Genomic DNA, 20,972 nt, shown 5'->3' with positions numbered 1-20,972 from the left:
GAAAGGTGTTGACAAACGACTCGATCAGTCGTTATAATAATTTTTGTTTGTTTGGAGTGATAGTGATGCAACTATTTTTTCGCAAAGTAGCAACAAGTGACGGTCCCTTTCCTATCCGTGAATCTCTTAATGTGAGTGAATTGGTGGATGATCGTGCTGATGTTACAGCCGTTTCCCCGCTGGAGACCGACTTGGTCGCCGTTAGTCTGGGCCAAGGCTCGATGAGTGTGGAAGGCACGTTGACCGCAGGTCTGGACATGCTTTGCTCACGCTGTTTGAGCCCGATGCACGAGGATTTGAAAATTGAATTCCGTGAACGGTTTAAGCAAACCTCATCTTCAAGTGTTGAAGATGAGGATGAAGATGGCGATTTTATCGCAGTGACGGAGGATTCCTTCGACATTGCACCGTATTGTGAAGAACTGTTTGTACTGCATGTGCCGTTTGCGCCTGTATGCAGTGAGGATTGTCAGGGCATCGCGCCAGCGGCCGGACAAGACTGGAGCCTTGGCTCCGATGACAGTAACGATGGTGATACGGAAAAGATTGATCCGCGTCTGGCAGGGCTTAAGGATTTTTTTAAATGAGAATTGAGTTCAATTCTGAAAAAAATCATCATCCGCTTGTGCCGGGAAGTTATTGAACCGATACGTGGATGTTGCATGCTTGATTCACCGGCTGTAAGATCATTGTCTTCTGGCATTTTCTTTCGGTCTTGAATGAGATAAGAAGTCATACCCGTTATGCGGGGTTGATCTGTTTAAGGAGGTGGGAATAATGGCAGTACCTCAACGGAGAACATCCAAAACTCGTCGCGACAAACGTCGTACTCACTTTAAACTGGAAGTACCAGGTATGGTGAAATGCTCCGAATGTGGCGAATTGAAACTTGCTCACCATGTGTGCAAAGTTTGCGGAACGTACAAAGCTAGAGAGATCATCTCTCAATAATGTCCGATAAGCGGATTCTTTGGAATATTCGCAGAGAAAGTAGCGCTTCACTACAGTGAGGCGCTACTTTTTTTATCAGCATGCTTTCTTTTTGCGTCAGCATGCTATATACTGTTTTAGTACCAGGTTCTAAGAAAGAAGGGCCTAAGAGGTTCCTTTATACATACAAGAAGACAAACCGGCTTGAAGTTTAGCCGTTAGAACGTAAAGTAACCTGAACTGTCGGCTGAACGGCAGTTTACTGTAGGGAAAGGAGGCGTCACTGATATCGAACGTTTGCCGAAGAGACAGAGACAGCAACGGCTGACTCAATTAATTGATGATAATCCGTTCGTGACGGATCAGGAATTGACAAGACAGCTGAAGGTAAGCATTCAGACCATTCGGTTGGACCGGATGGAACTGGGGATCCCGGAATTGCGGGAGCGGCTAAAGCTGATGGCTGAGCGCTCCTACGATCAGGTTCGTTCCTTGCCTTTACATGAAGTAATTGGGGACATCGTTGATCTCCAGTTGGATCGAAGTGGTATTTCGATTTTTGAAATTAAAGAGGAACATACTTTTTCACGCACAGGCATTGCACGAGGACATTATGTGTTTGCGCAGGCCAATTCATTGGCCGTTGCCGTAATTAACGATGAGATAGCATTGACCGCTTCAGCGGATATTCGCTTTGTTCGTCCGGTTCATTTGGGTGAAAAATGTATTGCCAAGGCATATGTACGCTCAAATCCAGAACAAAAAGGAAAGGCCAAAGTGGAAGTGTTTGCCTACGTAGGAGAAGAAATGGTGTTCCAAGGCAACTTTGTCATTTATCGCTCCACGGAGGAAGAGTATAGCGAAGGAGGAAGTCAGCATGCGGATCGCCATTGATGCCATGGGGGGAGATAATGCTCCTGAGGCGACAGTAGAGGGCGCGTTATCTGCGGCGGCGGAATGGAAGGATACAGACATTACGCTGGTTGGTGACCGGGAACGGATTGAATCGGTTTTGAACGGCAGGGCGATGCCGACGAACCTCACCATTCGCCATGCGTCCGAAACGATAGATGCGCAGGACGAGCCTGTAAAGGCAGTGCGGCGTAAAAAGGATGCCTCAATGGTCGTAGCGGGTCGAATGGTTAGAGAAGGTGAAGCGGATGCCATGATATCCGCAGGTAATACAGGCGCTCTGATGACTACAGGATTGTTAGTGGTTGGAAGAATGGAGGGCATTGAACGTCCGGCTCTCGCGCCGATGATACCAACGATTGATGATCAAGGTATACTGGCGCTGGACTTGGGGGCCAATATGGATGCCAAGCCTGAACATCTTGCCCAATATGCACTGATGGGGAGCTTGTACCGTCAGAAGGTTCACGGATTGGCTTCTCCAAGAGTGGGTCTGCTGAATGTTGGGACTGAAGCAGGAAAAGGCAATGAACTAACAAAGTTGGCGTATCCTCTTATCGAGCAGTTACCTGTCAATTTTGTGGGGAATGTTGAATCCCGAGATGTGTTAACCGGAAATTGTGATGTATTGGTGTGTGACGGATTCGCCGGAAACATTATGCTAAAATCGCTAGAGGGAACAGCCGGAGCGATATTTTCTCTCCTTAAAGAGCAGTTCACCAAATCTTTAAAGACTAAGCTTGCAGCGGCCTTGATTATGCCTGAACTTCGGGGGCTGAAGGGGAAACTGGATTATAAAGAGCACGGCGGGGCTCCTTTGTTGGGGTTGAGCGGACTCGTCTTAAAAAGTCACGGTTCGTCTGATGGCATTGCCGTCAAAAATGCGGTAAGGCAGGCTCGTACGGCCTTGCAAAACCGGTTGGTGGAAAGTATATCCAAGGAAATCAGCAGGAAGTGAGTGACGATATGAATAAATTACGGCCGGTTGGCGTTATCGGAACAGGGAAATACGTACCTGAGAAAATTCTGACCAATAAAGATTTGGAAGAAATCGTTGAAACAAGTGATGAGTGGATTGTTAGCCGTACAGGGATTCAGGAGCGCCATATTGCTGCTCCAGAGCAGGCTACATCTGATTTGGCTTATGAAGCAGCAGTTAAGGCGTTGGAGTCTGCGGGTATGACGGCACAAGATCTGGACCTGATTATAGTAGCTACGGTTACACCAGATATGGCATTTCCGTCAACTGCTTGCATTCTTCAGGACAAGTTAGGGGCCAAAGGCGCAGCGGCTTTTGATTTGTCTGCTGCATGCTCGGGTTTTGTGTACGGGCTGGCTACGGCAACGAGCTTCATTAAGACAGGTATTTATAACAATGCGTTAATCATTGGTGCAGACTGCCTTTCCCGGATTACAGATTATACTGACCGCAACACCTGCGTTCTTTTCGGAGATGGAGCAGGAGCTGTAGTGATTGGTGAAGTACCTGAAGGTAGAGGATTCCAATCCTTTGATCTGGGGGCTGAAGGCGCTGGAGGCACCTTGCTCAAGTTGGAAGCTGGAGGCTCACGTTTGCCTGCGAGTGCGGATACACTGGAAAATAAACAGCATTATATTTACATGAACGGACGCGAAGTGTTCAAGTTCGCGGTTCGCGTTATGGGAACAGCAACAGTTGATGTGTTAGAAAAAGCTGGGATGTCCAAAGACGACATTGATCTGTTCGTTCCGCATCAAGCCAATATCCGAATCATCCAATCCGCAATGCAACGTTTGGATTTGCCAGAGGAAAAGGTAGTTATTAATGTTAATAAATATGCGAATACATCCGCAGCATCAATTCCCCTCGCTCTTGTGGAAGCAGCTGAGGAAGGCCGCATGAAGGAAGGCGACCGTATACTAATGGTGGGCTTTGGCGGCGGTTTGACCTGGGGTGCGTCGGTTCTTATCTGGTAATTAAGTGGAATTTTTGATATAATATTGAATTTGTCTGGTGTTTTACAGAAGAAGCATTGGATACAGAGAGGTGCATGCACGATGGGCAAAACGGCATTTATATTTCCCGGTCAGGGTTCACAAGCTGTAGGTATGGCTAAAGATGCTTATGAAGCAGTTCCGGCTGCAACAGAAGTATTCCGTAAAGCGGACGAACGTTTGGGTTTCGCACTAAGCACACTGATCTTTGAAGGGCCTGACACAGCCTTGAAGCAAACATCCAATACGCAGCCTGCACTGTTAACGGCGAGCATTGCGCTGTATGAAGCGTTCAAGGAAAAGGGCATCCGCCCTGATTATGTGGCTGGGCACAGTCTAGGAGAATACAGTGCGCTAGTGGCTTCCGGTGTTCTCACATTTGAGGAAGCAGTTGAGACTGTTCGTGCACGTGGTCAGTTTATGGAGCAGGCCATTCCTGATGGACAAGGCGGGATGGCTGCTGTGCTGGGAGCTGATCGTGAAGCATTGGCAGCATTGTGCCGTGATATTACGGAATCTGGCCAACTGGTTGAACTGGCCAACATCAACTGTCCCGGACAGATTGTTGTATCCGGTACAAAGGCGGGTGTAGCTGCCGTCGCTGAACGTGTGAAGGAAGCAGGCGGCAAGCGTGCTATTACTTTGGAGGTCAGCGGACCTTTTCACTCGTCATTGATGAAGGAAGCGGCAGACAAGCTCTCCGATAAATTGGAGACTGTGAAATTTGCCGAAGCCCAGATTCCGGTTGTGACCAATGTGACAGCAAAACCTGTACGTGAGGGAAGCGAAATTCGCCAACTGTTGGTGGAACAGGTCTATTCCCCGGTACTATGGGAAGACAGCGTAGCATGGCTGCTGGAACAAGGGGTGGACACCTTTGTTGAGTTTGGACCGGGAAGTGTTTTGACCGGACTGGTTAAAAAGATTGACAAAACGGTTAAGCTGTATAACATGAGTAGCCTGGAGTCGTTTGCTTCTATAACAGAAGCCCTGGAAGCCCGCTAAAAGTATTAATGATTGCCTTTACGGGTTAAATACTTGCAAGGGAGGACTATGATGTCTAAGCCATTGAGTGGAAAAACAGCGCTGGTTACGGGAGCGTCGCGCGGAATTGGCCGTAGTATCGCACTGGCGCTGGCTGAAGCAGGTGCTAATGTAGCAGTAAATTATGCTGGTAGTGAAGCGGCTGCGACTGAGGTAGCAGAGCTGATTCGTGCCAAAGGTGTGGAAGCTATTACAGTTCAGGCTAATGTGGGACGTGCTGAAGAAGCTGATCAGTTGATCAAGGATGTGGTCGGCGCTTGGGGCAAGATTGATATCCTGGTGAATAATGCTGGCATAACAAGAGATAATTTAATCATGCGGATGAAAGAAGAGGAATTCGATCAGGTGATCGAAACGAATCTCAAGGGTGTGTTTAATTGTCTCAAAGCGGCGACACGCCCAATGATGAAGCAGCGTTCCGGCCGAATTATCAATATCTCTTCCGTTGTTGGTGTACTTGGTAACGCAGGACAAGCCAACTATGTCGCTGCTAAAGCGGGAGTGATTGGTCTTACTAAATCCTCTGCTAGAGAGCTTGCTTCAAGAGGAATTACAGTGAACTGTGTGGCTCCTGGATTCATTGATACTGAAATGACGCAGGTGCTGGCTGATGATTTGCGTGACAATATGCTTAGCGGTATTCCGCTGGCCCGTCTTGGACGGCCTGAGGAAATTGCAGATGTGGTGCTATTCTTGGCCTCGGATGCTTCCTCATATATGACGGGCCAGACTTTGCATGTGGATGGCGGCATGTATATGTAGTTCATGTTGCCAATCCGCATGCCCCGATGGAGAGTAGTTAATGAAAACTCTCTTCTATGGCATTTTAATTGTAATTTTCGTATAATACCATAAGGAGGAGGTGAGCCGGATGTCCGATGTATTGGAGCGCGTAAAACGCATTGTCGTTGACCGTTTGGGAGCCGACGAAGCCGAAGTTACACTTGAAGCATCTTTTAAAGATGATTTAGGCGCTGATTCTCTCGATGTAGTTGAATTGGTTATGGAATTGGAAGATGAGTTTGATATGGAAATCTCTGATGAAGATGCAGAGAAAATTACAACTGTAGGTGAAGTTGTAAAGTACATACAATCTCATACCTAATTCATGTCATCAAAAGTCCCGTTCTGTTACAGGCGGGACTTTCTCCTAATTATACAGATTGAACTAAAGACGGAATTGTCGCGTGTTTTTGACTTCATCTCAGCTTCACTTCGTCAAGGGCTGAGTATAATGCGGCATTACTAACTTTAGTTGATTCTATATTATTTTTGCACAAGCGTGTGCGATCTAAAAATACAATTTGCAGTAGACATAGAGGTGATTATCTTTGAAACAACGTGTTGTCATAACAGGAATGGGTGTAATCACTTCGCTGGGACAGGATTTGAACACACTATGGGATAATCTGATGGCTGGAAAATCTGGTATCAGTAAAATCGAAGCTTTTGATACAAGTGAATACACTACGAAAATAGCCGCTTCCATTAAAGATTTTAATCCAGAGGATTATATTGATCGTAAGGATGCGCGTAAAATGGACCGCTTTGTGCAGTTCGCGGTTGCTGCTAGTAAATTGGCGCTTGAGGACAGCAAACTCGTAATCGGAGAGAATGTGGATGCTGAGCGTGTTGGTGTATCTGTCGGTTCTGGTATTGGCGGATTGGGCACTTGGGAAGATCAGCATAATGCACTGATTGAAAAGGGACCTAAACGCGTAAGCCCTTTCTTCATTCCGATGATGATTGCTAATATGGGTTCCGGTCAAGTTTCGATCTCACTCGGTGCTAAGGGTCCCAATACATCGCCAGTTACGGCTTGTGCCACAGGCAGTCATGCTATCGGTGATTCCTTCCGCATGATTCAGCGCGGTGACGCTGACGCTATGATTTGCGGCGGTGCCGAAGCAACGATTCGTCCGATTGGTATTGCTGGATTTTGCTCCATGCGAGCGATGTCCACACGTAACGATGAGCCGGAAAAGGCAAGTCGTCCATTTGATACCGAACGGGACGGATTTGTTATGGGCGAAGGCTCTGGTGTACTGATTCTGGAATCGTTGGATCATGCTTTGAAGCGTGGTGCACATATTTACGGCGAAGTGATTGGCTATGGTCTTTCAGGCGATGCCCATCATATGACGGAGCCTGATCCAGAGGGAGCAGCACGCTGCATTAGAATGGCGATCCGTGATGCTGGATTGAATCCTGAAGATATCGATTATATCAATGCACATGGTACATCTACGCCGGTTGGTGACAAATCGGAGACGGAAGCAGTTAAGAAAACGCTTGGAGAGCATGCCTATAAGGTAGCGATCAGTTCAACCAAGTCGATGACAGGGCATCTTCTGGGTGCAGCGGGAGGCGTTGAAGCCGTAATTTGTGGTCTTGCGCTCCAACATCAGACAATTCCGCCAACAATTAATTTGGACAATCAAGACCCAGCTTGTGATCTTGATTATGTACCTAATAAGCCGAGAAAAGCGGAACTGAATGTGGTTATGTCCAATTCCTTTGGTTTTGGCGGTCACAATGCTACGGTTATTCTAAAAAAATATGAAGCGTAAGGGGTCAGTTCGTTGAGTGGAGACTTGAAGCAATTACAGCAGAAACTTCATATTCAATTCAACAATCGGCAGCTTCTGAAGCAGGCCTTTACGCACGCTTCCTACGTAAACGAACATCGGTTCAGTCAGCATGCAGATAATGAGCGTCTGGAATTTCTGGGTGACGCTGTTCTGGAACTGACGGTGTCTGAGCAATTGTACAATCAGTACCCTAACCGGCCCGAAGGCGAACTAACCAAGTTGCGTGCAGCTATTGTCTGTGAGCCTTCTTTGGTGAAGTTTGCTGTCGGGCTTGAGTTTGGGCAGTATGTACTGCTTGGAAAAGGTGAAGAGCTGACAGGCGGACGTACTCGTCCTGCTCTGTTGGCTGATGTGTTCGAGGCGTTCGTAGGCGCGCTTTATTTGGATCAGGGTCTGGAAGCCGTCCGGTCGTTTCTAGAACGTTATATTTTTCCTCAAATTGTATTAAACGGTAAGCTTCAGATGAGTGATTTCAAAACAGAGCTTCAGGAACTGACGCAGCATCATAACATGGGGATGCTTGAATACAAAATTGTCGAGGAACGCGGGCCCGCCCATGAGCGCGAGTTTGTAGCCGAGGTATATATGGACAGCGAGCGGTTGGGAGCAGGTACAGGACGCTCCAAAAAAGAAGCTGAGCAGCAAGCGGCGGCAGTTGCTTTAAACCGTTTGAAGCTGGCGGAATCGTAGTCGGTACCTGAGCGGCCCGAACGGGCGACGCAAGCAGAGGACACAAAGTAAGAGCAAAGGGCAGTCCGCGGGGAGTCCCGGCCCGTAATGGCGAATGGACTGCGTTTTGCTCTTTTTTCGTGGCTTTACTGCCGTAACGTGAGCGTCGATACTGTGCTTTTTCCAAATTAGTCTTATGCTACAATAGGAATAATTCAATCAATCAGGTCAATGAAGTTGTACAAGCATATTTAAATGTTAGAGGTGAGATTGAGCATGTTTTTAAAGCGCATTGAGCTGGCGGGCTTCAAATCGTTTGCAGATAAAACGGAAATGGAATTTGTCCGCGGCATTACGGCAGTCGTCGGACCCAATGGGAGTGGGAAAAGTAATATTTCCGACGGAATTCGTTGGGTGTTGGGCGAACAGAGTGCCAAATCACTGCGTGGCGGCAAGATGGAGGACATTATTTTTGCAGGTAGTGATGCTCGTAAGGCTGTTAATTACGGTGAAGTATCGCTTACGCTAGATAATGAAGATCAGGCATTGCCTCTGGATTTTGGTGAAGTGACGGTAACGCGACGTGTGCATCGGAGTGGGGATAGTGAATATTTCATTAATCGTCAATCATGCAGACTTCGAGATATTACAGAGCTGTTTATGGATACAGGGATTGGTAAAGAAGCTTATTCGATTATTGGGCAAGGACGTATTGAAGAAATTTTGAGTACCCGATCTGAGGATCGACGGGGTATTTTTGAGGAAGCCTCGGGTATCGTAAAATATAAATCACGTAAAAAAGATGCAGTTCGCAAGCTGGATGAAACAGAGCAAAATTTGCTGCGCATTCACGATTTGGTCAGTGAACTAGAGGATCAGATTGGACCTCTTAAGGAGCAGTCTGAAAAGGCGATTCATTTTAAAGAGCTGCGCAGTGAATTAAAATCAAAAGAAATTTCGATGTACGTCCATCAAATTGAACAAATTCACACTTCATGGAGCGATGCGACTTCCAAACTAGCTTTGTTGCAGCAAGAGCAGCTTCAATTGTCTACAGTGGTGTCCCGCCATGATGCAATGCTGGAAAACGATCGTAATGAATTACGGCAGCTGGAAGAGCAAGTAGAACGTCTACAAAAGGATTTGCTGCAATACAGTGAAGCTACGGAAAAAAGTGAAGGCTACGGTGAATTGCTCAAAGAGCGCACACGCAATTTGGAGGCCAATCGGGAACAATTGATCTTATCCCTCAGCACAAGCGAATCACGACATTCCGAACGCAAAAGCGAACTGGATCAGCTGAACGAAAAGCTGTCAGCGCTGAATGTAGAGCTGGACGAGTTGCGTGCGCGTCTGTCTGATGAAGAGGCCAAACTGATTGGCGTCACAGGTGGAATCAGCCAGGAGCAGGAAGAAAGCCTAAAGGGAGGTCTGCTGGAGCTGATGAATCAGATGGCGCAGGCGCGTAACGAAATTCGTTATACCGACCAACAGAAGGAAGCGTTGGAACGCCGAGTGAATCGCGTCAGTGATGAATCCGGCAAATGGGAAGCCCAAAAAGCCGAACTTGAACAGCGCAAAAAAGGATTGGAAGCGACGATTCAGAAGCTGGGACAGGAAATTAGCAGTTTGCGCAGTGGCTATATTCAGGGAAGTGAACAGTACCAGGCCCTGCAAAAACTACTGGAAGAAAACCAGGGCACGGTTCGTAAATGGGAACAAAAACGTGAGGCTCAAATTTCACGGCGAGATACGATGAAAGAAATGCAGGATGACTTTGACGGCTTCATGCTCGGAGTTAAAGAGGTGTTAAAGGCTTCACGCAAGGGGACTTTGCACGGTGTGCATGGAGCAGTAGCGGAGCTGATTCGGGTACCTGAGCATTTAGAGCAGGCGATGGAAACCGCTTTGGGCGCTTCAGTTCAGCATATTGTGATGGAAAATGAATCGGTATCCAGACAGGCGATCAGTTTTCTAAAGCAACGTCAATTGGGCAGAGCGACATTCTTGCCTATGGACGTTATCCGCCCGCGTCAGATCGGTGCTGGAGAACGTCAAATTGTGGAAAGCGCAGAAGGCTTTGTCGGGATCGGTGCAGATCTTATTCAGTACGATGATCGATATGCCGGAATCGTAGGCAGTCTCTTGGGGAATGTGGTCATTGCCCGTACGCTGGAAGATGCCAATCGTATTGCGGCCCGTTGTCAATATAGATATCGTGTTGTCACGCTTGAAGGCGATGTTGTCAATGCAGGTGGTTCCATGACTGGGGGGAGCCAGTTCAAGAAAAATGCTAATCTGCTGGGCCGTAAACGTCAGCTGGATCAGTTGGATCAAGACATTCTAGATACGGAACAGCAAATTGCCAGGTTGCGCCAGAGTGCAATAGATACCAAACGACAGTTGGAGGAGACACAGACCCGTCTGGATGAATTGCGCCAGGGCGGCGATGTGAAGCGGACCGAAGAGCAGCAGATGGCAATGGAGCTCAAACAACTTGAGCATGAACTTCGTCATGTTCTGGAGCAGGTAGCTGCGTCTGGCCAGGAGAAAAAAGGCTTTGACCAGGAAATCAAGGAGCTGGAAGCTTCCCGTGCAGAAGCACTGGTAAAGTTGGCTGCGCTGGAGGAAGAAGAGAAGAAAACGCATCAGGCCATTCACGCTGCCGAATTTGCGCGTAAAGCGAATGAATCAGCCAAAGAGCAGCTGCAGGGAGAGCTTACGAATCTCAAGGTAAGAGAAGGCAAGCTGGACCAAGAGCGTTTTTCATTGGAAGAGCAGATTCGCAGATTGCGTGGGGATTATGATACCCTTGGTAAGGATTCAAGACAAAACAAGACCTTGCTTGCTTCCATCGAAGCGGATTTGCTTACCAATGAGCAGGAGACCGTGAAACAAATTGAGAATCTCAATCAATACCGTTTGAAAAAGGAAGAAGCTGCAAAGCAATTGGAATTCAAACGGGCTGCACGCAGCAGCTTGTCCAAAAAACTGGAAGTTGCTGAGAATGACACAAAAGAACAGCGAATTCAGCTTAAGTCGGTGGAGGAACTGCTTCGCCAAACAGAAATTGGAGTAAACCGACTTGATGTGGAACTGGAAAATGTTTTGAAAAAATTAAGTGATGATTATGAACTCAGCTATGAGCTGGCCAAGCAACGTTACCCTATACCGGAAGATATTGAAGGTACGCAGAGTGAGGTGGAAAGGCTCAAACGCGGGATATCTGCGCTGGGTGAGGTCAATCTGGGTGCTATTGAGGAATACCAGCGTGTACATGAGCGCTATACGTTTCTTGATGAGCAAAAGTCTGATTTGGTAGAGGCCAAGACAACGCTCTATCAGGTTATTCGTGAAATGGATGATGAAATGTCCAAGCGCTTCAAGACCACGTTCGATGCGATTCGTCGCGAATTTGGAACGGTTTTCTCCAAGCTGTTCGGAGGCGGACGTGCAGACCTTGTGTTGCTTGATCCAGAACGATTGCTGGAGACGGGCATTGACATTGTAGCTCAGCCTCCAGGCAAAAAACTCCAAAACTTACAGTTGTTGTCAGGCGGTGAACGGGCTCTAACAGCAATGGCTTTATTATTTGCCATTTTACACGTTAAACCTGTTCCATTCTGTGTACTCGATGAAGTAGAGGCAGCATTAGACGAAGCAAATGTGGTGCGTTTTGCTCAGTATTTACGGGAATTCTCAGAGCAGACACAGTTTATCGTAGTTACACACCGTAAGGGCACCATGGAAGAATCCGATGTGCTGTACGGGGTTACGATGGAAGAAGGCGGGGTTTCTAAACTCGTATCTGTCAAGTTGGACAACGATGAAGCTGAGATTGCCTGACATCAAATAACATACTTTCAGATCAACGGAGGGAATTCATGAGTTTCTTTAGAAAATTGAAGGAAAGCATCGCAAGCAAAACGGAATCGGTCACAAAGCAGTTCAAAGACGGTTTAGAAAAAACACGTAAAGGTTTCGTTGAAAAAGTAACGGACCTGATGATTCGCCGTAAAAAAATTGATGAGGAATTTTACGAGGAACTGGAAGAAATTCTGATCGGAGCGGACGTAGGCGTCAATACGGTTATGAACCTCATTGAAGACTTGCGGGGAGAAGTGAAAAAACGCAAAATCGAGGATGCGTCCGAGTTACAGCCTGTACTGTCGGAAAAGCTGTCTGAGTTGCTGCGGGGGAATGACAATAGTCAGCTCAAAATGAATCCAGACGGGATTACGGTTATTCTATTCGTAGGCGTCAATGGAGTCGGAAAAACAACGACCATTGGCAAGTTGGCTCACCGTTTTAAACAAGAGGGCAAAAAAGTATTGTTGGCTGCTGGAGATACGTTCCGGGCGGGCGCGATTGAACAGTTGGAGGTTTGGGGCCAACGGGCAGGTGTAGAGGTCATTAAACAGCAATCTGGTTCAGATCCAGCTGCGGTTATGTTTGACGCCGTACAGGCTGCCAAGCAGCGTCAAGTAGATGTTTTGTTATGCGATACAGCAGGACGTCTTCAAAATAAAAGCAATCTAATGGAAGAATTGAACAAGATTTTCCGCGTTATCCAGCGTGAAATTCCAGACGCTCCTCATGAAGTGTTGTTGGTACTTGATGCGACGACTGGACAAAATGCACTTAACCAAGCCAAGCTGTTTGGTGAGAAGAGCGGCGTAACCGGTCTGGTACTGACAAAATTGGATGGTACAGCAAAGGGCGGGATTGTCGTTGCTATCCGTCAGGAATTGAATTTGCCTGTTAAGCTGGTGGGCTTAGGTGAAAAAGTGAATGATCTTCAACCGTTTGATTCAGAACAATTTGTTCATGCATTGTTCGCCGGTTTGATCCAAGAAGAGGCTGTCGAAGCAACTGCTGCTGGCGAGGAAGAGCAGAGCTAATCCGTTTGATTAGACTTGCTTATAAGTCTGGGACTAAGCAGTGCTCCTGTTGCTGCGTAAGTCCGCCCAATTGTATAATGAAAGCAAATGGTTTGACGATGCCGGATAAATTTCTTGTATAAAAATATTACTCAGGAAGCCGGGTGAAAAACGATGGCAAACACCTATACTTATTCCCGCCGGGAAGAAGTAGCTAACGCGATTACACATGGTATTGGAGCCGTTTTAAGTGTAGCGGCGCTTGTGCTACTCATTGTTTTTGCTAGCATGAAAGGAACTGCTTGGCATGTCGTAAGCTTTACAATTTACGGGATTACAATGCTGTTGCTGTATACCAATTCCACGTTGCTTCATAGCCTGCGTGAAGGAAAATTGAAGGATTTGTTCGAAATATTCGATCATTCTTGTATTTACCTGTTCATTGCAGGTAGCTACACCCCTTTTATGCTCGTTGCCTTGCGAGGTACTCTGGGATGGACGCTATTTGGAGTGATTTGGGGGATCGCTTTGTTTGGTGTACTGTTCAAGGCGTTCTTCACCAAACGCTTCCTGTTTATGTCTACTGTGTTTTACATTATAATGGGCTGGCTCATTACAATTGCCTGGAATCCCCTGATGGCCATTGTTCCCGCCGGAGGGATGACGCTATTGTTCGTGGGTGGTCTTATGTATACGCTGGGCACGATCTTTTATGTGTGGCGGGCATTTCCATATCACCATGCGATCTGGCATCTGTTTGTTTTGGCAGGCAGCATACTTCATTTTCTGGCTGTTCTGCTGTATCTTACTCCAGTAAGGGTTTGAGTGAGAGGGGCAAAAAAGTCGATCTATTCTCCCGTTTAAGGGCAGTGGATCGGCTTTTTTTTGTATGACAAGGGATAACGCTTGACATCTTCTTTTCTTTTATGTATGATAAGGAACGTTGAAAAGAACTGTAAAGTGTTTTTCCTTGACGATGGAGGTATACACGATGAGTCAGGAGAATCGGCTGGAAAAGACAAACCGGATTAACCGACTGTTTGACTTCTATGAACCTCTACTTACAGAGAAGCAACAGATGTTTTTAAAATATTACTTCCATGATGATTTTTCTTTAGGGGAAATTGCATCGGAATTTCAAATTAGCCGTCAGGCAGTCTATGAACATATTAAACGTGCTGAACAGGTATTAGAAATGTATGAGGAAAAGCTTGGATTGCTAAGTAAGCATGAACGTAGAATCCAAGATTTAGAGGAACTGAATGCGACATTATATGATGCATTCGGTAAAGTTGGTAAGCCCGATAAGGATACATTGCAACATGTCCAACAAATTGTAAATCGCCTGCAGGAATTGTAGGATATATAAATGAAGAACTAACAACCCTGGTAGACAAGGAGGTGCGAAAGTATGGCATTTGAAGGATTATCGACTCGCTTGCAAAATGTATTCAGTAAATTGCGCGGCAAAGGAAAAGTGTCTGAGGATGATGTAGCTCAGGCGATGCGTGAAGTGCGATTGGCTTTGCTTGAAGCGGACGTTAACTTCAAGGTTGTAAAAGACTTTATTGCCAAGGTAAAGGAGAAATCCGTTGGTAAGGAAGTGATGGACAGCTTTACGCCAGGCATGGTCATCATCGACATTGTAAACAAGGAATTGACCGAGTTGATGGGTGGCAGTCAGGCCAAGCTTGCCAAAGCAAACAAACCGCCTACAGTCATTATGATGGTGGGTCTCCAGGGCGCAGGTAAGACGACTACGTCAGGTAAACTAGCGAAGTTGTTGCAAAAGCAAAACCATCGTCCATTGCTTGTAGCTGGTGATATTTACAGACCTGCCGCGATCAAGCAGCTTCAGATTCTCGGTGAGCAGATTAACGCACCTGTATTTACATTGGGAGATCAGACAAGCCCGGTGGAAATCGCAAAACAGGGTTTGCAGCATGCTAAGGATAATGGTAATGACTACGTTATTATAGATACTGCCGGTCGTCTTCATGTTGATGAAGAACTGATGGAAGAGTTGCGCCAGATTCATACTAATGTCAAGCCGGATGAAGTTCTGCTGGTTGTAGATAGCATGACAGGACAGGATGCAGTTAATGTTGCGGAGCACTTTAACAATAGCCTTGAGTTAACGGGAGTTGTACTGACAAAGCTGGACGGCGACACTCGTGGGGGCGCGGCCTTGTCGGTTAAAGCTGTGACAGGATGCCCGATCAAATTTGCTACATTGGGTGAGAAGCTGGATGCGATGGAGCCATTCCACCCTGAGCGGATGGCTTCACGGATTTTAGGCATGGGTGACATGTTGTCCCTGATTGAAAAAGCGCAGTCCAATATTGACGCCGATAAGGCGAAGGAAATGGAACGGAAAATGCGCAATGCCGAGTTTACTTTCGAGGATTTTCTGGAGCAAATGGATCAGGTTAAGAAGCTTGGCCCAATCGACCAGATTCTCGATATGATTCCTGGTATGGGCAACATGAAGCAAATGAAAGACATCAAAGTGGATGACAAACAGATGGGCCGGATTGAGGCTATCGTTCATTCGATGACTACACAGGAAAAGCAAAACCCGGACATGATTAATCATAGTCGTCGCAAGCGGATTGCTGTAGGCAGTGGAACATCGCTGGCTGAGGTAAATCGTCTCATTAAGCAATTTGATGAAATGCGCCGTATGATGAAGCAGTTCTCAGATATGATGGGTCCTAAGGGTGGCAAAAACAAGGCTCTGAAACAGCTGAAGAGTATGGGCAAAGGTATGAAGTTTCCTTTCCGCTAAAAGGTCGATAGACCTTTGGAGTTATAGGATAGCAATATACAGTCTACTTTTTGAAGGAGGTGAATTTTCGTGGCAGTTCGTATTCGTCTGAAACGTATGGGTGCACATAAGGCTCCTTTCTATCGCGTCGTGGTATCTGATTCCCGTTCCCCGCGTGACGGTCGTTTTATCGAAGAAATCGGTTACTACAACCCTATTACAGTACCAGCGGTTGTAAAAATTGATGAAGATAAAGCGCTGAAATGGTTGCAAGATGGTGCACAAGCATCCGACACTGTTCGCAACTTGCTTAGCAAAGCGGGCGTGATGAAAAAGTTTCATGAGCTTAAAACACAGAAATAAGGTGCTGATACGGAGGGTCAACCATGGAAGAATTAGTGATAATCATTGCTAAGGCTTTAGTCGATCATCCGGATGATGTGACCGTGAAGACCTTGGAGAAGGATCGACTTGTAGTGTATGAACTTAGTGTACATCCTGAGGATGTGGGCAAGATCATTGGCAAGCAGGGACGTATCGCCAAGGCGCTTCGCACTGTGGTTGCATCAGCAGCCGTTAAGATGGATAAACGGGTTACCGTAGACATCATATCTTAAAGATATACGAAAGTGGGTTAGGATGTATGTCCTAACCCTTTTTCGTACATGATGAAGATGATATGGAGCGGAGCCGATTATATGCAGGAGGAACACGATGCAGCAAATGTTTAATGTCGGGAAAATTGTGAATACACATGGAATTCGCGGTGAGCTAAAAATATTAACGACAACTGATTTTCTTGAGGATCGTTTTGCCAAAGGCAGCGAGCTATTGATTGTTCCAGCAGATGGCAAAGCACCGATTCCCGTAACTGTAGAAACAGCTCGTTTTCAAAAAAATATGGTTGTCGTAAAATTTAAGGAATATCACAACATCAATGATGTTGAGAAATATAAAGGTACTTTGTTAAAGGTCTCTGCTGAGCGGCTAGGAGAATTGGAAGAAAACGAGTTTTACTTTCATGAAGTAGTCGGTATGGAAGTAGTAACGGAAGACGGAACTAAGCTCGGTGAGGTAAAAGAAATTTTGACACCAGGAGCGAATGATGTATGGGTAGTCCAAATGCCTAAAGGTAAGGAACTGCTATTGCCGTATATAGAGGATGTTATTTTGGATGTAAACGTGCGCGAAAAACGGGTTACAGTACGATTAATGGAAGGTCTGCTGTAATGCGGGTGGATGTACTGACCCTGTTTCCAGAGATGTTTGATGGCGTTTTTAATGCAAGCATTCTGGGAAAAGCAAGGGATAAGGGGATTGTATCATTGCAAGCGGTTAATTTTCGCCAGTATGCCGGCAACAAGCATGGGCAAGTGGATGATACGCCTTATGGTGGTGGGGGCGGCATGGTTTTGAAGCCTGACCCTATTTTTGCTGCCGTGGAAGAGCTGTTGGATAAATCAGAGCAACCCACATTTGAAACTGCCGTTGAAGGTATTCGACATGAAGATGCCGAACATAATGCAGACATAAAAACTCCGCGTATTATTTTGATGTGTCCACAAGGAGAGACTTTTACGCAAAAAAAAGCGGAAGAGCTGGCCAAAGAGGACCATCTTATTTTTATATGTGGACATTATGAGGGTTATGATGAGCGTATTCGAGAGCATTTGGTGACGGATGAGCTTTCGATTGGAGATTATGTATTGACTGGTGGCGAGCTGCCAGCCATGGTCGTCATCGATAGTGTGACACGGTTGTTACCAGGAGTGCTGGGTAATGAAACGAGTGCGGTAACAGATTCGTTTAGTACAGGGCTGTTGGAATACCCCCATTATACTCGGCCTGCTGAGTTTCGGGGCTGGAAAGTGCCAGATGTACTCTTATCAGGGCATCATGTCAATATTGACTCTTGGAGACGACAAGAGGCGTTACGTCGGACGATGGAACGTCGACCGGACTTGCTGGAACAGGCTGAACTGACAAGCAAGGAGCGCGCGTGGATTGAGGAGCAGTACCAATTGGACCGTTCGGGGGACAAGTGATAAAGCACTATTAACATGAGTGGATTTGAAAGCAGGCAGGGACCTGTTTTATAATGAAGTCAATTAAATAATGTTTGGTCAAATCCCTTTTTGTTGTTGCAATGCGGTAACCTCCATGATACAATACATCTGTTGTGTGTAATACGGTGGTCCTCTGTGGATGATGAAGGAAACGGAAGAGTTTCCAGAAGAAACATGAACACCTGTACGGAAGGAGGGAGTCATAGATGAATATCGTCCAAGCGATTACTGAAGAACAACTGCGTAAAGATCTGCCTAACTTTCGTCCTGGTGACACTTTGAAAGTGCACGTGAAAGTTATCGAGGGAACTCGTGAGCGTATCCAGTTGTTTGAAGGTGTAGTAATTAAACGCCGTGGTGGTGGAATCAGTGAGACTTTTACAGTTCGTAAAATTTCTTACGGTGTAGGTGTGGAAAGAACTTTCCCGCTTCATTCCCCAAAAATCGATAAAATCGAAGTGGCTCGCCGTGGTAAAGTGCGTCGTGCGAAGCTTTATTATCTTCGTGAACTGCGCGGTAAAGCAGCGAGAATTAAAGAAATTCGTCGTTAATACAACGAATAACGAAAGGGGCTTGGTTACAAGCTCCTTTCGTTTTTTCTACGTACATAGGGAACTGTGGATTATTGACCGTAAAGAGAGGACAGTGAGCTATGGAGCAAGAAGTAGGACAAGGAGCTGTGCAGCAGCCAACTGATCAGGATGGTACGCCCAAGCGTAAACCAAAAAATGAGATTTTTGAGTGGCTCAAGGCCATCATTATTGCGTTAGTGCTTGTCTTTTTAATCCGCTGGCTTCTCTTTAAGCCTTTTATTGTGGATGGCCCGTCAATGCAGCCTAACTTTCATACCGGAGAACGCGTCATTGTAAATGAGATTTTGTATGATTTTCGTGCTCCTAAACCGGGTGAAGTGATCGTGTTCCATGTCCCGGAAGAAAAAAGAGACTTCATCAAGCGCGTCATTGCCGTTGCGGGTGATACGGTCAAGGTAGAAGGTGACACGATTACAGTAAATGGTAAGCCGATTCAAGAACCTTATCTCAGGGCTCCTTTGGAAGAAGCACATCAAAATGGAGAACTTTACAACAAGTTTACCAATTTTCCAAATGAAAAGTTTAAGGATGGAAAAGTGCCAGAAGGGCATATTTTTGTTATGGGCGATAACCGTTCCAATAGTACAGACAGTCGGATGATTGGATATATTGATTTGAAGGAAGTCGTGGGCCGGGCTGATGTCATTTTTTGGCCTGTGAAGGATATGCAGTGGATTAACCACTAGAAATAACTAATAAGCAGCATAGCTGCCGTAATCCTAACTATGACCCTAAGGGTGAAAGTAGGAGTTACGCTCAATGGGGTGATGACGGTGACGATTCAATGGTTTCCTGGTCACATGACCAGAGCGCGCCGCCAAATTGAAGCAAAATTAAAGCTGATTGATTTGGTTATTGAGCTGATTGATGCTCGGTTGCCGCTTTCCAGCCGAAATCCAATGATTGATGATATTTTGCAAGGCAAGCCGCGAATGATTATTTTGAACAAGGCAGATTTGGCGGACCCTGTAGTATCACAGCAATGGATTGCCTACTTTAAGGAACAGGGGCATGTAGCCTTTCCGGTAGATGCCACGACAGGGACGGGGCTCAAAGAAATTCCGGTTCAGGCCAAGCTGTTGCTTAAGGAAAAAATAGACCGGCAGATTTCGAAGGGAATGAATCCGCGTCCTATACGTGCTTTGATTGTCGGTATTCCGAATGTCGGCAAATCGACATTGATCAACCGAATGGCAGGACGTAATATTGCAGCTACGGGTGATCGCCCCGGAGTAACGAAGGCACAACAGTGGATCAAGACCGGAGAAATTGAGTTGCTGGATACACCAGGTATTTTGTGGCCTAAATTTGAGGATCAGAACGTCGGCTATCGTCTAGCAGTTACAGGCGCGATCAAGGAAGAAATTCTAAATGTAGAGGACATTGCCTTTTTCGCGACAAAATATCTTGTCCAATATTATTGGGATGCCATGGCAGAACGTTTTGAGCTTACCGAACGTCCTGAGGATACAGAAAATCCAGATGATGTTGTGAGCGTTATGGAGGCTATCGGACGTAAGCGTGGCTGTATTGTTAGTGGTGGACGTGTAGATCTCGAAAAGGCGTCAAAAATTATTTTGCGTGAGCTACGTGCAGGGAAGCTGGGACGATTCAGTTTAGAAGCACCATATTGATAAAGCTGGTACATCTGATACAGAACATTGCATTTTGTGGCAAGGAAGAACCTTCCCCATCTCTCCGGAGAGGAGGAAGGTTTTTTGGTATGTAAAGGTAGATAGAAAAGGGTTTTGAACAGTAGAGGTCTGTGGTAAGCTGAATTCAATTGTTAGAGCTACGGCATGATGAAGCTTAAACTACGTAAAGATGGGCAGGTATTGAATATGGAAGCTAAAGAGAACGCAGTAAAGGACATGCTGCACTATGAAAAAAAATGCTGGGAACAATCTTGTGAGCGGATTGCAGGTATTGACGAGGTAGGGCGTGGATGTCTGTTTGGAGATGTTGTGGCGGCAGCAGTCATTTTACCAGTTGGTGAGTTATTGGAGGGGGTAGACGATTCCAAAAAATTGACTGACAAGAAAAGAGAAGCCTACTACGAACTGATTATGGAGAAGGCGATTGCTGTAGGAGTTGGTCATGTAGACGCGCGGATGATTGATGAAATCAATATTAAACAAGCGGCTCGTTTAGCTATGAAAAAGGCTGTAGAGGCTTTACATGTGTCTCCTGATTATTTACTTGTGGATGCAGAAAAGGTAGATGTACCTATTCCTCAGCTATCCATCATTAAGGGAGATGCGAACAGTCAGTCTATTGCGGCAGCTTCTATCATCGCCAAGGTGACTCGTGATCGGCTATGCAAAGGTGAATGGGATGCGAAATATCCGGAATATGGGATTGGTATACATAAAGGTTATGCTACCAAGTTGCATAGAGAACAAATTTTGGCGCTAGGGCCTACAGAAATGCATAGACGCAGCTTTTTAGGCAATTTGTTGACCGAGCAACCGACGTTGTTTGATCTGTAGATACTTATTATGAATCAGGACTATACCGATATAAAGTATATCTAATATTACAGACCC

General features: G+C 46.1%; 23 protein-coding genes. All 23 read left to right on the top strand.

What is annotated here, in order from left to right; all coding sequences use genetic code 11:
• The first annotated feature begins 65 nt into the window (after window positions 1-65).
• The 23 genes from OIU26_RS15000 (at window position 66) to OIU26_RS14890 (ending at window position 20,915) form a co-directional block, all read left to right on the top strand.
• On the top strand, window positions 66-587 hold the full coding sequence (locus OIU26_RS15000; RefSeq protein ID WP_264217261.1) for a DUF177 domain-containing protein: 522 nt from the start codon (window positions 66-68) through the stop codon (window positions 585-587).
• A gap of 190 nt (window positions 588-777) precedes the next feature.
• Complete coding sequence (rpmF, locus tag OIU26_RS14995; protein ID WP_013370634.1) at window positions 778-951, top strand: 50S ribosomal protein L32; 174 nt, start codon at window positions 778-780, stop codon at window positions 949-951.
• 276 nt (window positions 952-1,227) lie between these two features.
• Complete coding sequence (fapR, locus tag OIU26_RS14990) at window positions 1,228-1,824, top strand: transcription factor FapR (protein WP_014599659.1); 597 nt, start codon at window positions 1,228-1,230, stop codon at window positions 1,822-1,824.
• Window positions 1,808-2,800 (top strand): phosphate acyltransferase PlsX, encoded by a 993-nt coding sequence (plsX, locus tag OIU26_RS14985; RefSeq protein ID WP_264217260.1) that lies wholly within the window; start codon window positions 1,808-1,810, stop codon window positions 2,798-2,800. The genes fapR and plsX overlap by 17 nt, the downstream gene beginning before the upstream one ends.
• An 8-nt stretch (window positions 2,801-2,808) precedes the next feature.
• A complete protein-coding gene (locus OIU26_RS14980) occupies window positions 2,809-3,798 on the top strand; it encodes a beta-ketoacyl-ACP synthase III (RefSeq protein WP_013370638.1) in 990 nt (329 codons plus the stop codon).
• Window positions 3,799-3,879: 81 nt separating this feature from the next.
• On the top strand, window positions 3,880-4,821 hold the full coding sequence (gene fabD / locus OIU26_RS14975) for an ACP S-malonyltransferase (RefSeq protein ID WP_264217259.1): 942 nt from the start codon (window positions 3,880-3,882) through the stop codon (window positions 4,819-4,821).
• 51 nt (window positions 4,822-4,872) lie between these two features.
• Window positions 4,873-5,622, top strand: coding sequence for a 3-oxoacyl-[acyl-carrier-protein] reductase (gene fabG, locus OIU26_RS14970; protein WP_017427908.1), 750 nt, complete (start codon window positions 4,873-4,875; stop codon window positions 5,620-5,622).
• A 109-nt stretch (window positions 5,623-5,731) separates the two neighbouring features.
• Window positions 5,732-5,965 (top strand): acyl carrier protein, encoded by a 234-nt coding sequence (locus tag OIU26_RS14965; RefSeq protein ID WP_007429985.1) that lies wholly within the window; start codon window positions 5,732-5,734, stop codon window positions 5,963-5,965.
• A gap of 226 nt (window positions 5,966-6,191) precedes the next feature.
• A complete protein-coding gene (gene fabF, locus OIU26_RS14960) occupies window positions 6,192-7,430 on the top strand; it encodes a beta-ketoacyl-ACP synthase II (RefSeq protein WP_013370641.1) in 1,239 nt (412 codons plus the stop codon).
• Between the two features lie 12 nt (window positions 7,431-7,442).
• Window positions 7,443-8,141 carry a ribonuclease III gene (rnc, locus tag OIU26_RS14955; RefSeq protein WP_013309856.1) on the top strand — a complete coding sequence of 233 codons (699 nt, stop codon included), beginning with the start codon at window positions 7,443-7,445 and terminating at the stop codon, window positions 8,139-8,141.
• Window positions 8,142-8,396: 255 nt separating this feature from the next.
• On the top strand, window positions 8,397-11,966 hold the full coding sequence (gene smc, locus OIU26_RS14950; RefSeq protein ID WP_264217258.1) for a chromosome segregation protein SMC: 3,570 nt from the start codon (window positions 8,397-8,399) through the stop codon (window positions 11,964-11,966).
• A gap of 38 nt (window positions 11,967-12,004) precedes the next feature.
• Window positions 12,005-13,021 (top strand): signal recognition particle-docking protein FtsY, encoded by a 1,017-nt coding sequence (gene ftsY / locus OIU26_RS14945; protein ID WP_058829470.1) that lies wholly within the window; start codon window positions 12,005-12,007, stop codon window positions 13,019-13,021.
• A gap of 153 nt (window positions 13,022-13,174) precedes the next feature.
• Window positions 13,175-13,825, top strand: a complete 651-nt coding sequence (gene trhA / locus OIU26_RS14940; protein WP_013370644.1) for a PAQR family membrane homeostasis protein TrhA — start codon at window positions 13,175-13,177, stop codon at window positions 13,823-13,825.
• Window positions 13,826-13,991: 166 nt separating this feature from the next.
• Entirely contained in the window at window positions 13,992-14,360 is a 369-nt protein-coding gene (gene ylxM / locus OIU26_RS14935; RefSeq protein WP_013370645.1) for a YlxM family DNA-binding protein, read from the top strand.
• A 51-nt stretch (window positions 14,361-14,411) separates the two neighbouring features.
• Complete coding sequence (gene ffh, locus OIU26_RS14930) at window positions 14,412-15,788, top strand: signal recognition particle protein (protein ID WP_025676852.1); 1,377 nt, start codon at window positions 14,412-14,414, stop codon at window positions 15,786-15,788.
• Between the two features lie 69 nt (window positions 15,789-15,857).
• On the top strand, window positions 15,858-16,130 hold the full coding sequence (gene rpsP, locus OIU26_RS14925; RefSeq protein WP_007429994.1) for a 30S ribosomal protein S16: 273 nt from the start codon (window positions 15,858-15,860) through the stop codon (window positions 16,128-16,130).
• Window positions 16,131-16,153: 23 nt separating this feature from the next.
• A complete protein-coding gene (locus OIU26_RS14920) occupies window positions 16,154-16,384 on the top strand; it encodes a KH domain-containing protein (protein WP_013370648.1) in 231 nt (76 codons plus the stop codon).
• Window positions 16,385-16,481: 97 nt separating this feature from the next.
• A complete protein-coding gene (gene rimM, locus OIU26_RS14915) occupies window positions 16,482-16,997 on the top strand; it encodes a ribosome maturation factor RimM (protein ID WP_013370649.1) in 516 nt (171 codons plus the stop codon).
• A complete protein-coding gene (gene trmD / locus OIU26_RS14910) occupies window positions 16,997-17,812 on the top strand; it encodes a tRNA (guanosine(37)-N1)-methyltransferase TrmD (protein WP_264217257.1) in 816 nt (271 codons plus the stop codon). Before rimM ends, trmD begins: the two co-directional genes overlap by 1 nt.
• 227 nt (window positions 17,813-18,039) lie before the next feature.
• Entirely contained in the window at window positions 18,040-18,384 is a 345-nt protein-coding gene (rplS, locus tag OIU26_RS14905) for a 50S ribosomal protein L19 (protein WP_007429998.1), read from the top strand.
• 101 nt (window positions 18,385-18,485) lie between these two features.
• Entirely contained in the window at window positions 18,486-19,112 is a 627-nt protein-coding gene (gene lepB / locus OIU26_RS14900) for a signal peptidase I (protein ID WP_264217256.1), read from the top strand.
• Window positions 19,113-19,199: 87 nt separating this feature from the next.
• Complete coding sequence (gene ylqF, locus OIU26_RS14895; RefSeq protein WP_025676861.1) at window positions 19,200-20,060, top strand: ribosome biogenesis GTPase YlqF; 861 nt, start codon at window positions 19,200-19,202, stop codon at window positions 20,058-20,060.
• Window positions 20,061-20,228: 168 nt separating this feature from the next.
• On the top strand, window positions 20,229-20,915 hold the full coding sequence (locus OIU26_RS14890; protein WP_025676862.1) for a ribonuclease HII: 687 nt from the start codon (window positions 20,229-20,231) through the stop codon (window positions 20,913-20,915).
• Window positions 20,916-20,972 lie beyond the last annotated feature (57 nt).

The sequence above is a fragment of the Paenibacillus sp. BT-177 genome (genome assembly GCF_025846815.2).
Lineage (GTDB): Bacteria > Bacillota > Bacilli > Paenibacillales > Paenibacillaceae > Paenibacillus > Paenibacillus polymyxa_C.
Note: the sequence above shows the minus strand (reverse complement) of the source record. Positions and strands in the feature narration are given on the sequence as shown.

What these genes read in the sequence shown, in the direction of transcription:
- OIU26_RS15000 (WP_264217261.1), top strand. Translation starts at nt 66, where the DNA reads ATGCAACTATTTTTTCGCAAAGTAGCAACAAGTGACGGTCCCTTTCCT.
- rpmF (WP_013370634.1), top strand. Translation starts at nt 778, where the DNA reads ATGGCAGTACCTCAACGGAGAACATCCAAAACTCGTCGCGACAAACGT.
- plsX (WP_264217260.1), top strand. Translation starts at nt 1,808, where the DNA reads ATGCGGATCGCCATTGATGCCATGGGGGGAGATAATGCTCCTGAGGCG.
- OIU26_RS14980 (WP_013370638.1), top strand. Translation starts at nt 2,809, where the DNA reads ATGAATAAATTACGGCCGGTTGGCGTTATCGGAACAGGGAAATACGTA.
- fabD (WP_264217259.1), top strand. Translation starts at nt 3,880, where the DNA reads ATGGGCAAAACGGCATTTATATTTCCCGGTCAGGGTTCACAAGCTGTA.
- fabG (WP_017427908.1), top strand. Translation starts at nt 4,873, where the DNA reads ATGTCTAAGCCATTGAGTGGAAAAACAGCGCTGGTTACGGGAGCGTCG.
- OIU26_RS14965 (WP_007429985.1), top strand. Translation starts at nt 5,732, where the DNA reads ATGTCCGATGTATTGGAGCGCGTAAAACGCATTGTCGTTGACCGTTTG.
- smc (WP_264217258.1), top strand. Translation starts at nt 8,397, where the DNA reads ATGTTTTTAAAGCGCATTGAGCTGGCGGGCTTCAAATCGTTTGCAGAT.
- ftsY (WP_058829470.1), top strand. Translation starts at nt 12,005, where the DNA reads ATGAGTTTCTTTAGAAAATTGAAGGAAAGCATCGCAAGCAAAACGGAA.
- trhA (WP_013370644.1), top strand. Translation starts at nt 13,175, where the DNA reads ATGGCAAACACCTATACTTATTCCCGCCGGGAAGAAGTAGCTAACGCG.
- ylxM (WP_013370645.1), top strand. Translation starts at nt 13,992, where the DNA reads ATGAGTCAGGAGAATCGGCTGGAAAAGACAAACCGGATTAACCGACTG.
- ffh (WP_025676852.1), top strand. Translation starts at nt 14,412, where the DNA reads ATGGCATTTGAAGGATTATCGACTCGCTTGCAAAATGTATTCAGTAAA.
- OIU26_RS14920 (WP_013370648.1), top strand. Translation starts at nt 16,154, where the DNA reads ATGGAAGAATTAGTGATAATCATTGCTAAGGCTTTAGTCGATCATCCG.
- rimM (WP_013370649.1), top strand. Translation starts at nt 16,482, where the DNA reads ATGCAGCAAATGTTTAATGTCGGGAAAATTGTGAATACACATGGAATT.
- trmD (WP_264217257.1), top strand. Translation starts at nt 16,997, where the DNA reads ATGCGGGTGGATGTACTGACCCTGTTTCCAGAGATGTTTGATGGCGTT.
- rplS (WP_007429998.1), top strand. Translation starts at nt 18,040, where the DNA reads ATGAATATCGTCCAAGCGATTACTGAAGAACAACTGCGTAAAGATCTG.
- lepB (WP_264217256.1), top strand. Translation starts at nt 18,486, where the DNA reads ATGGAGCAAGAAGTAGGACAAGGAGCTGTGCAGCAGCCAACTGATCAG.
- OIU26_RS14890 (WP_025676862.1), top strand. Translation starts at nt 20,229, where the DNA reads ATGAAGCTTAAACTACGTAAAGATGGGCAGGTATTGAATATGGAAGCT.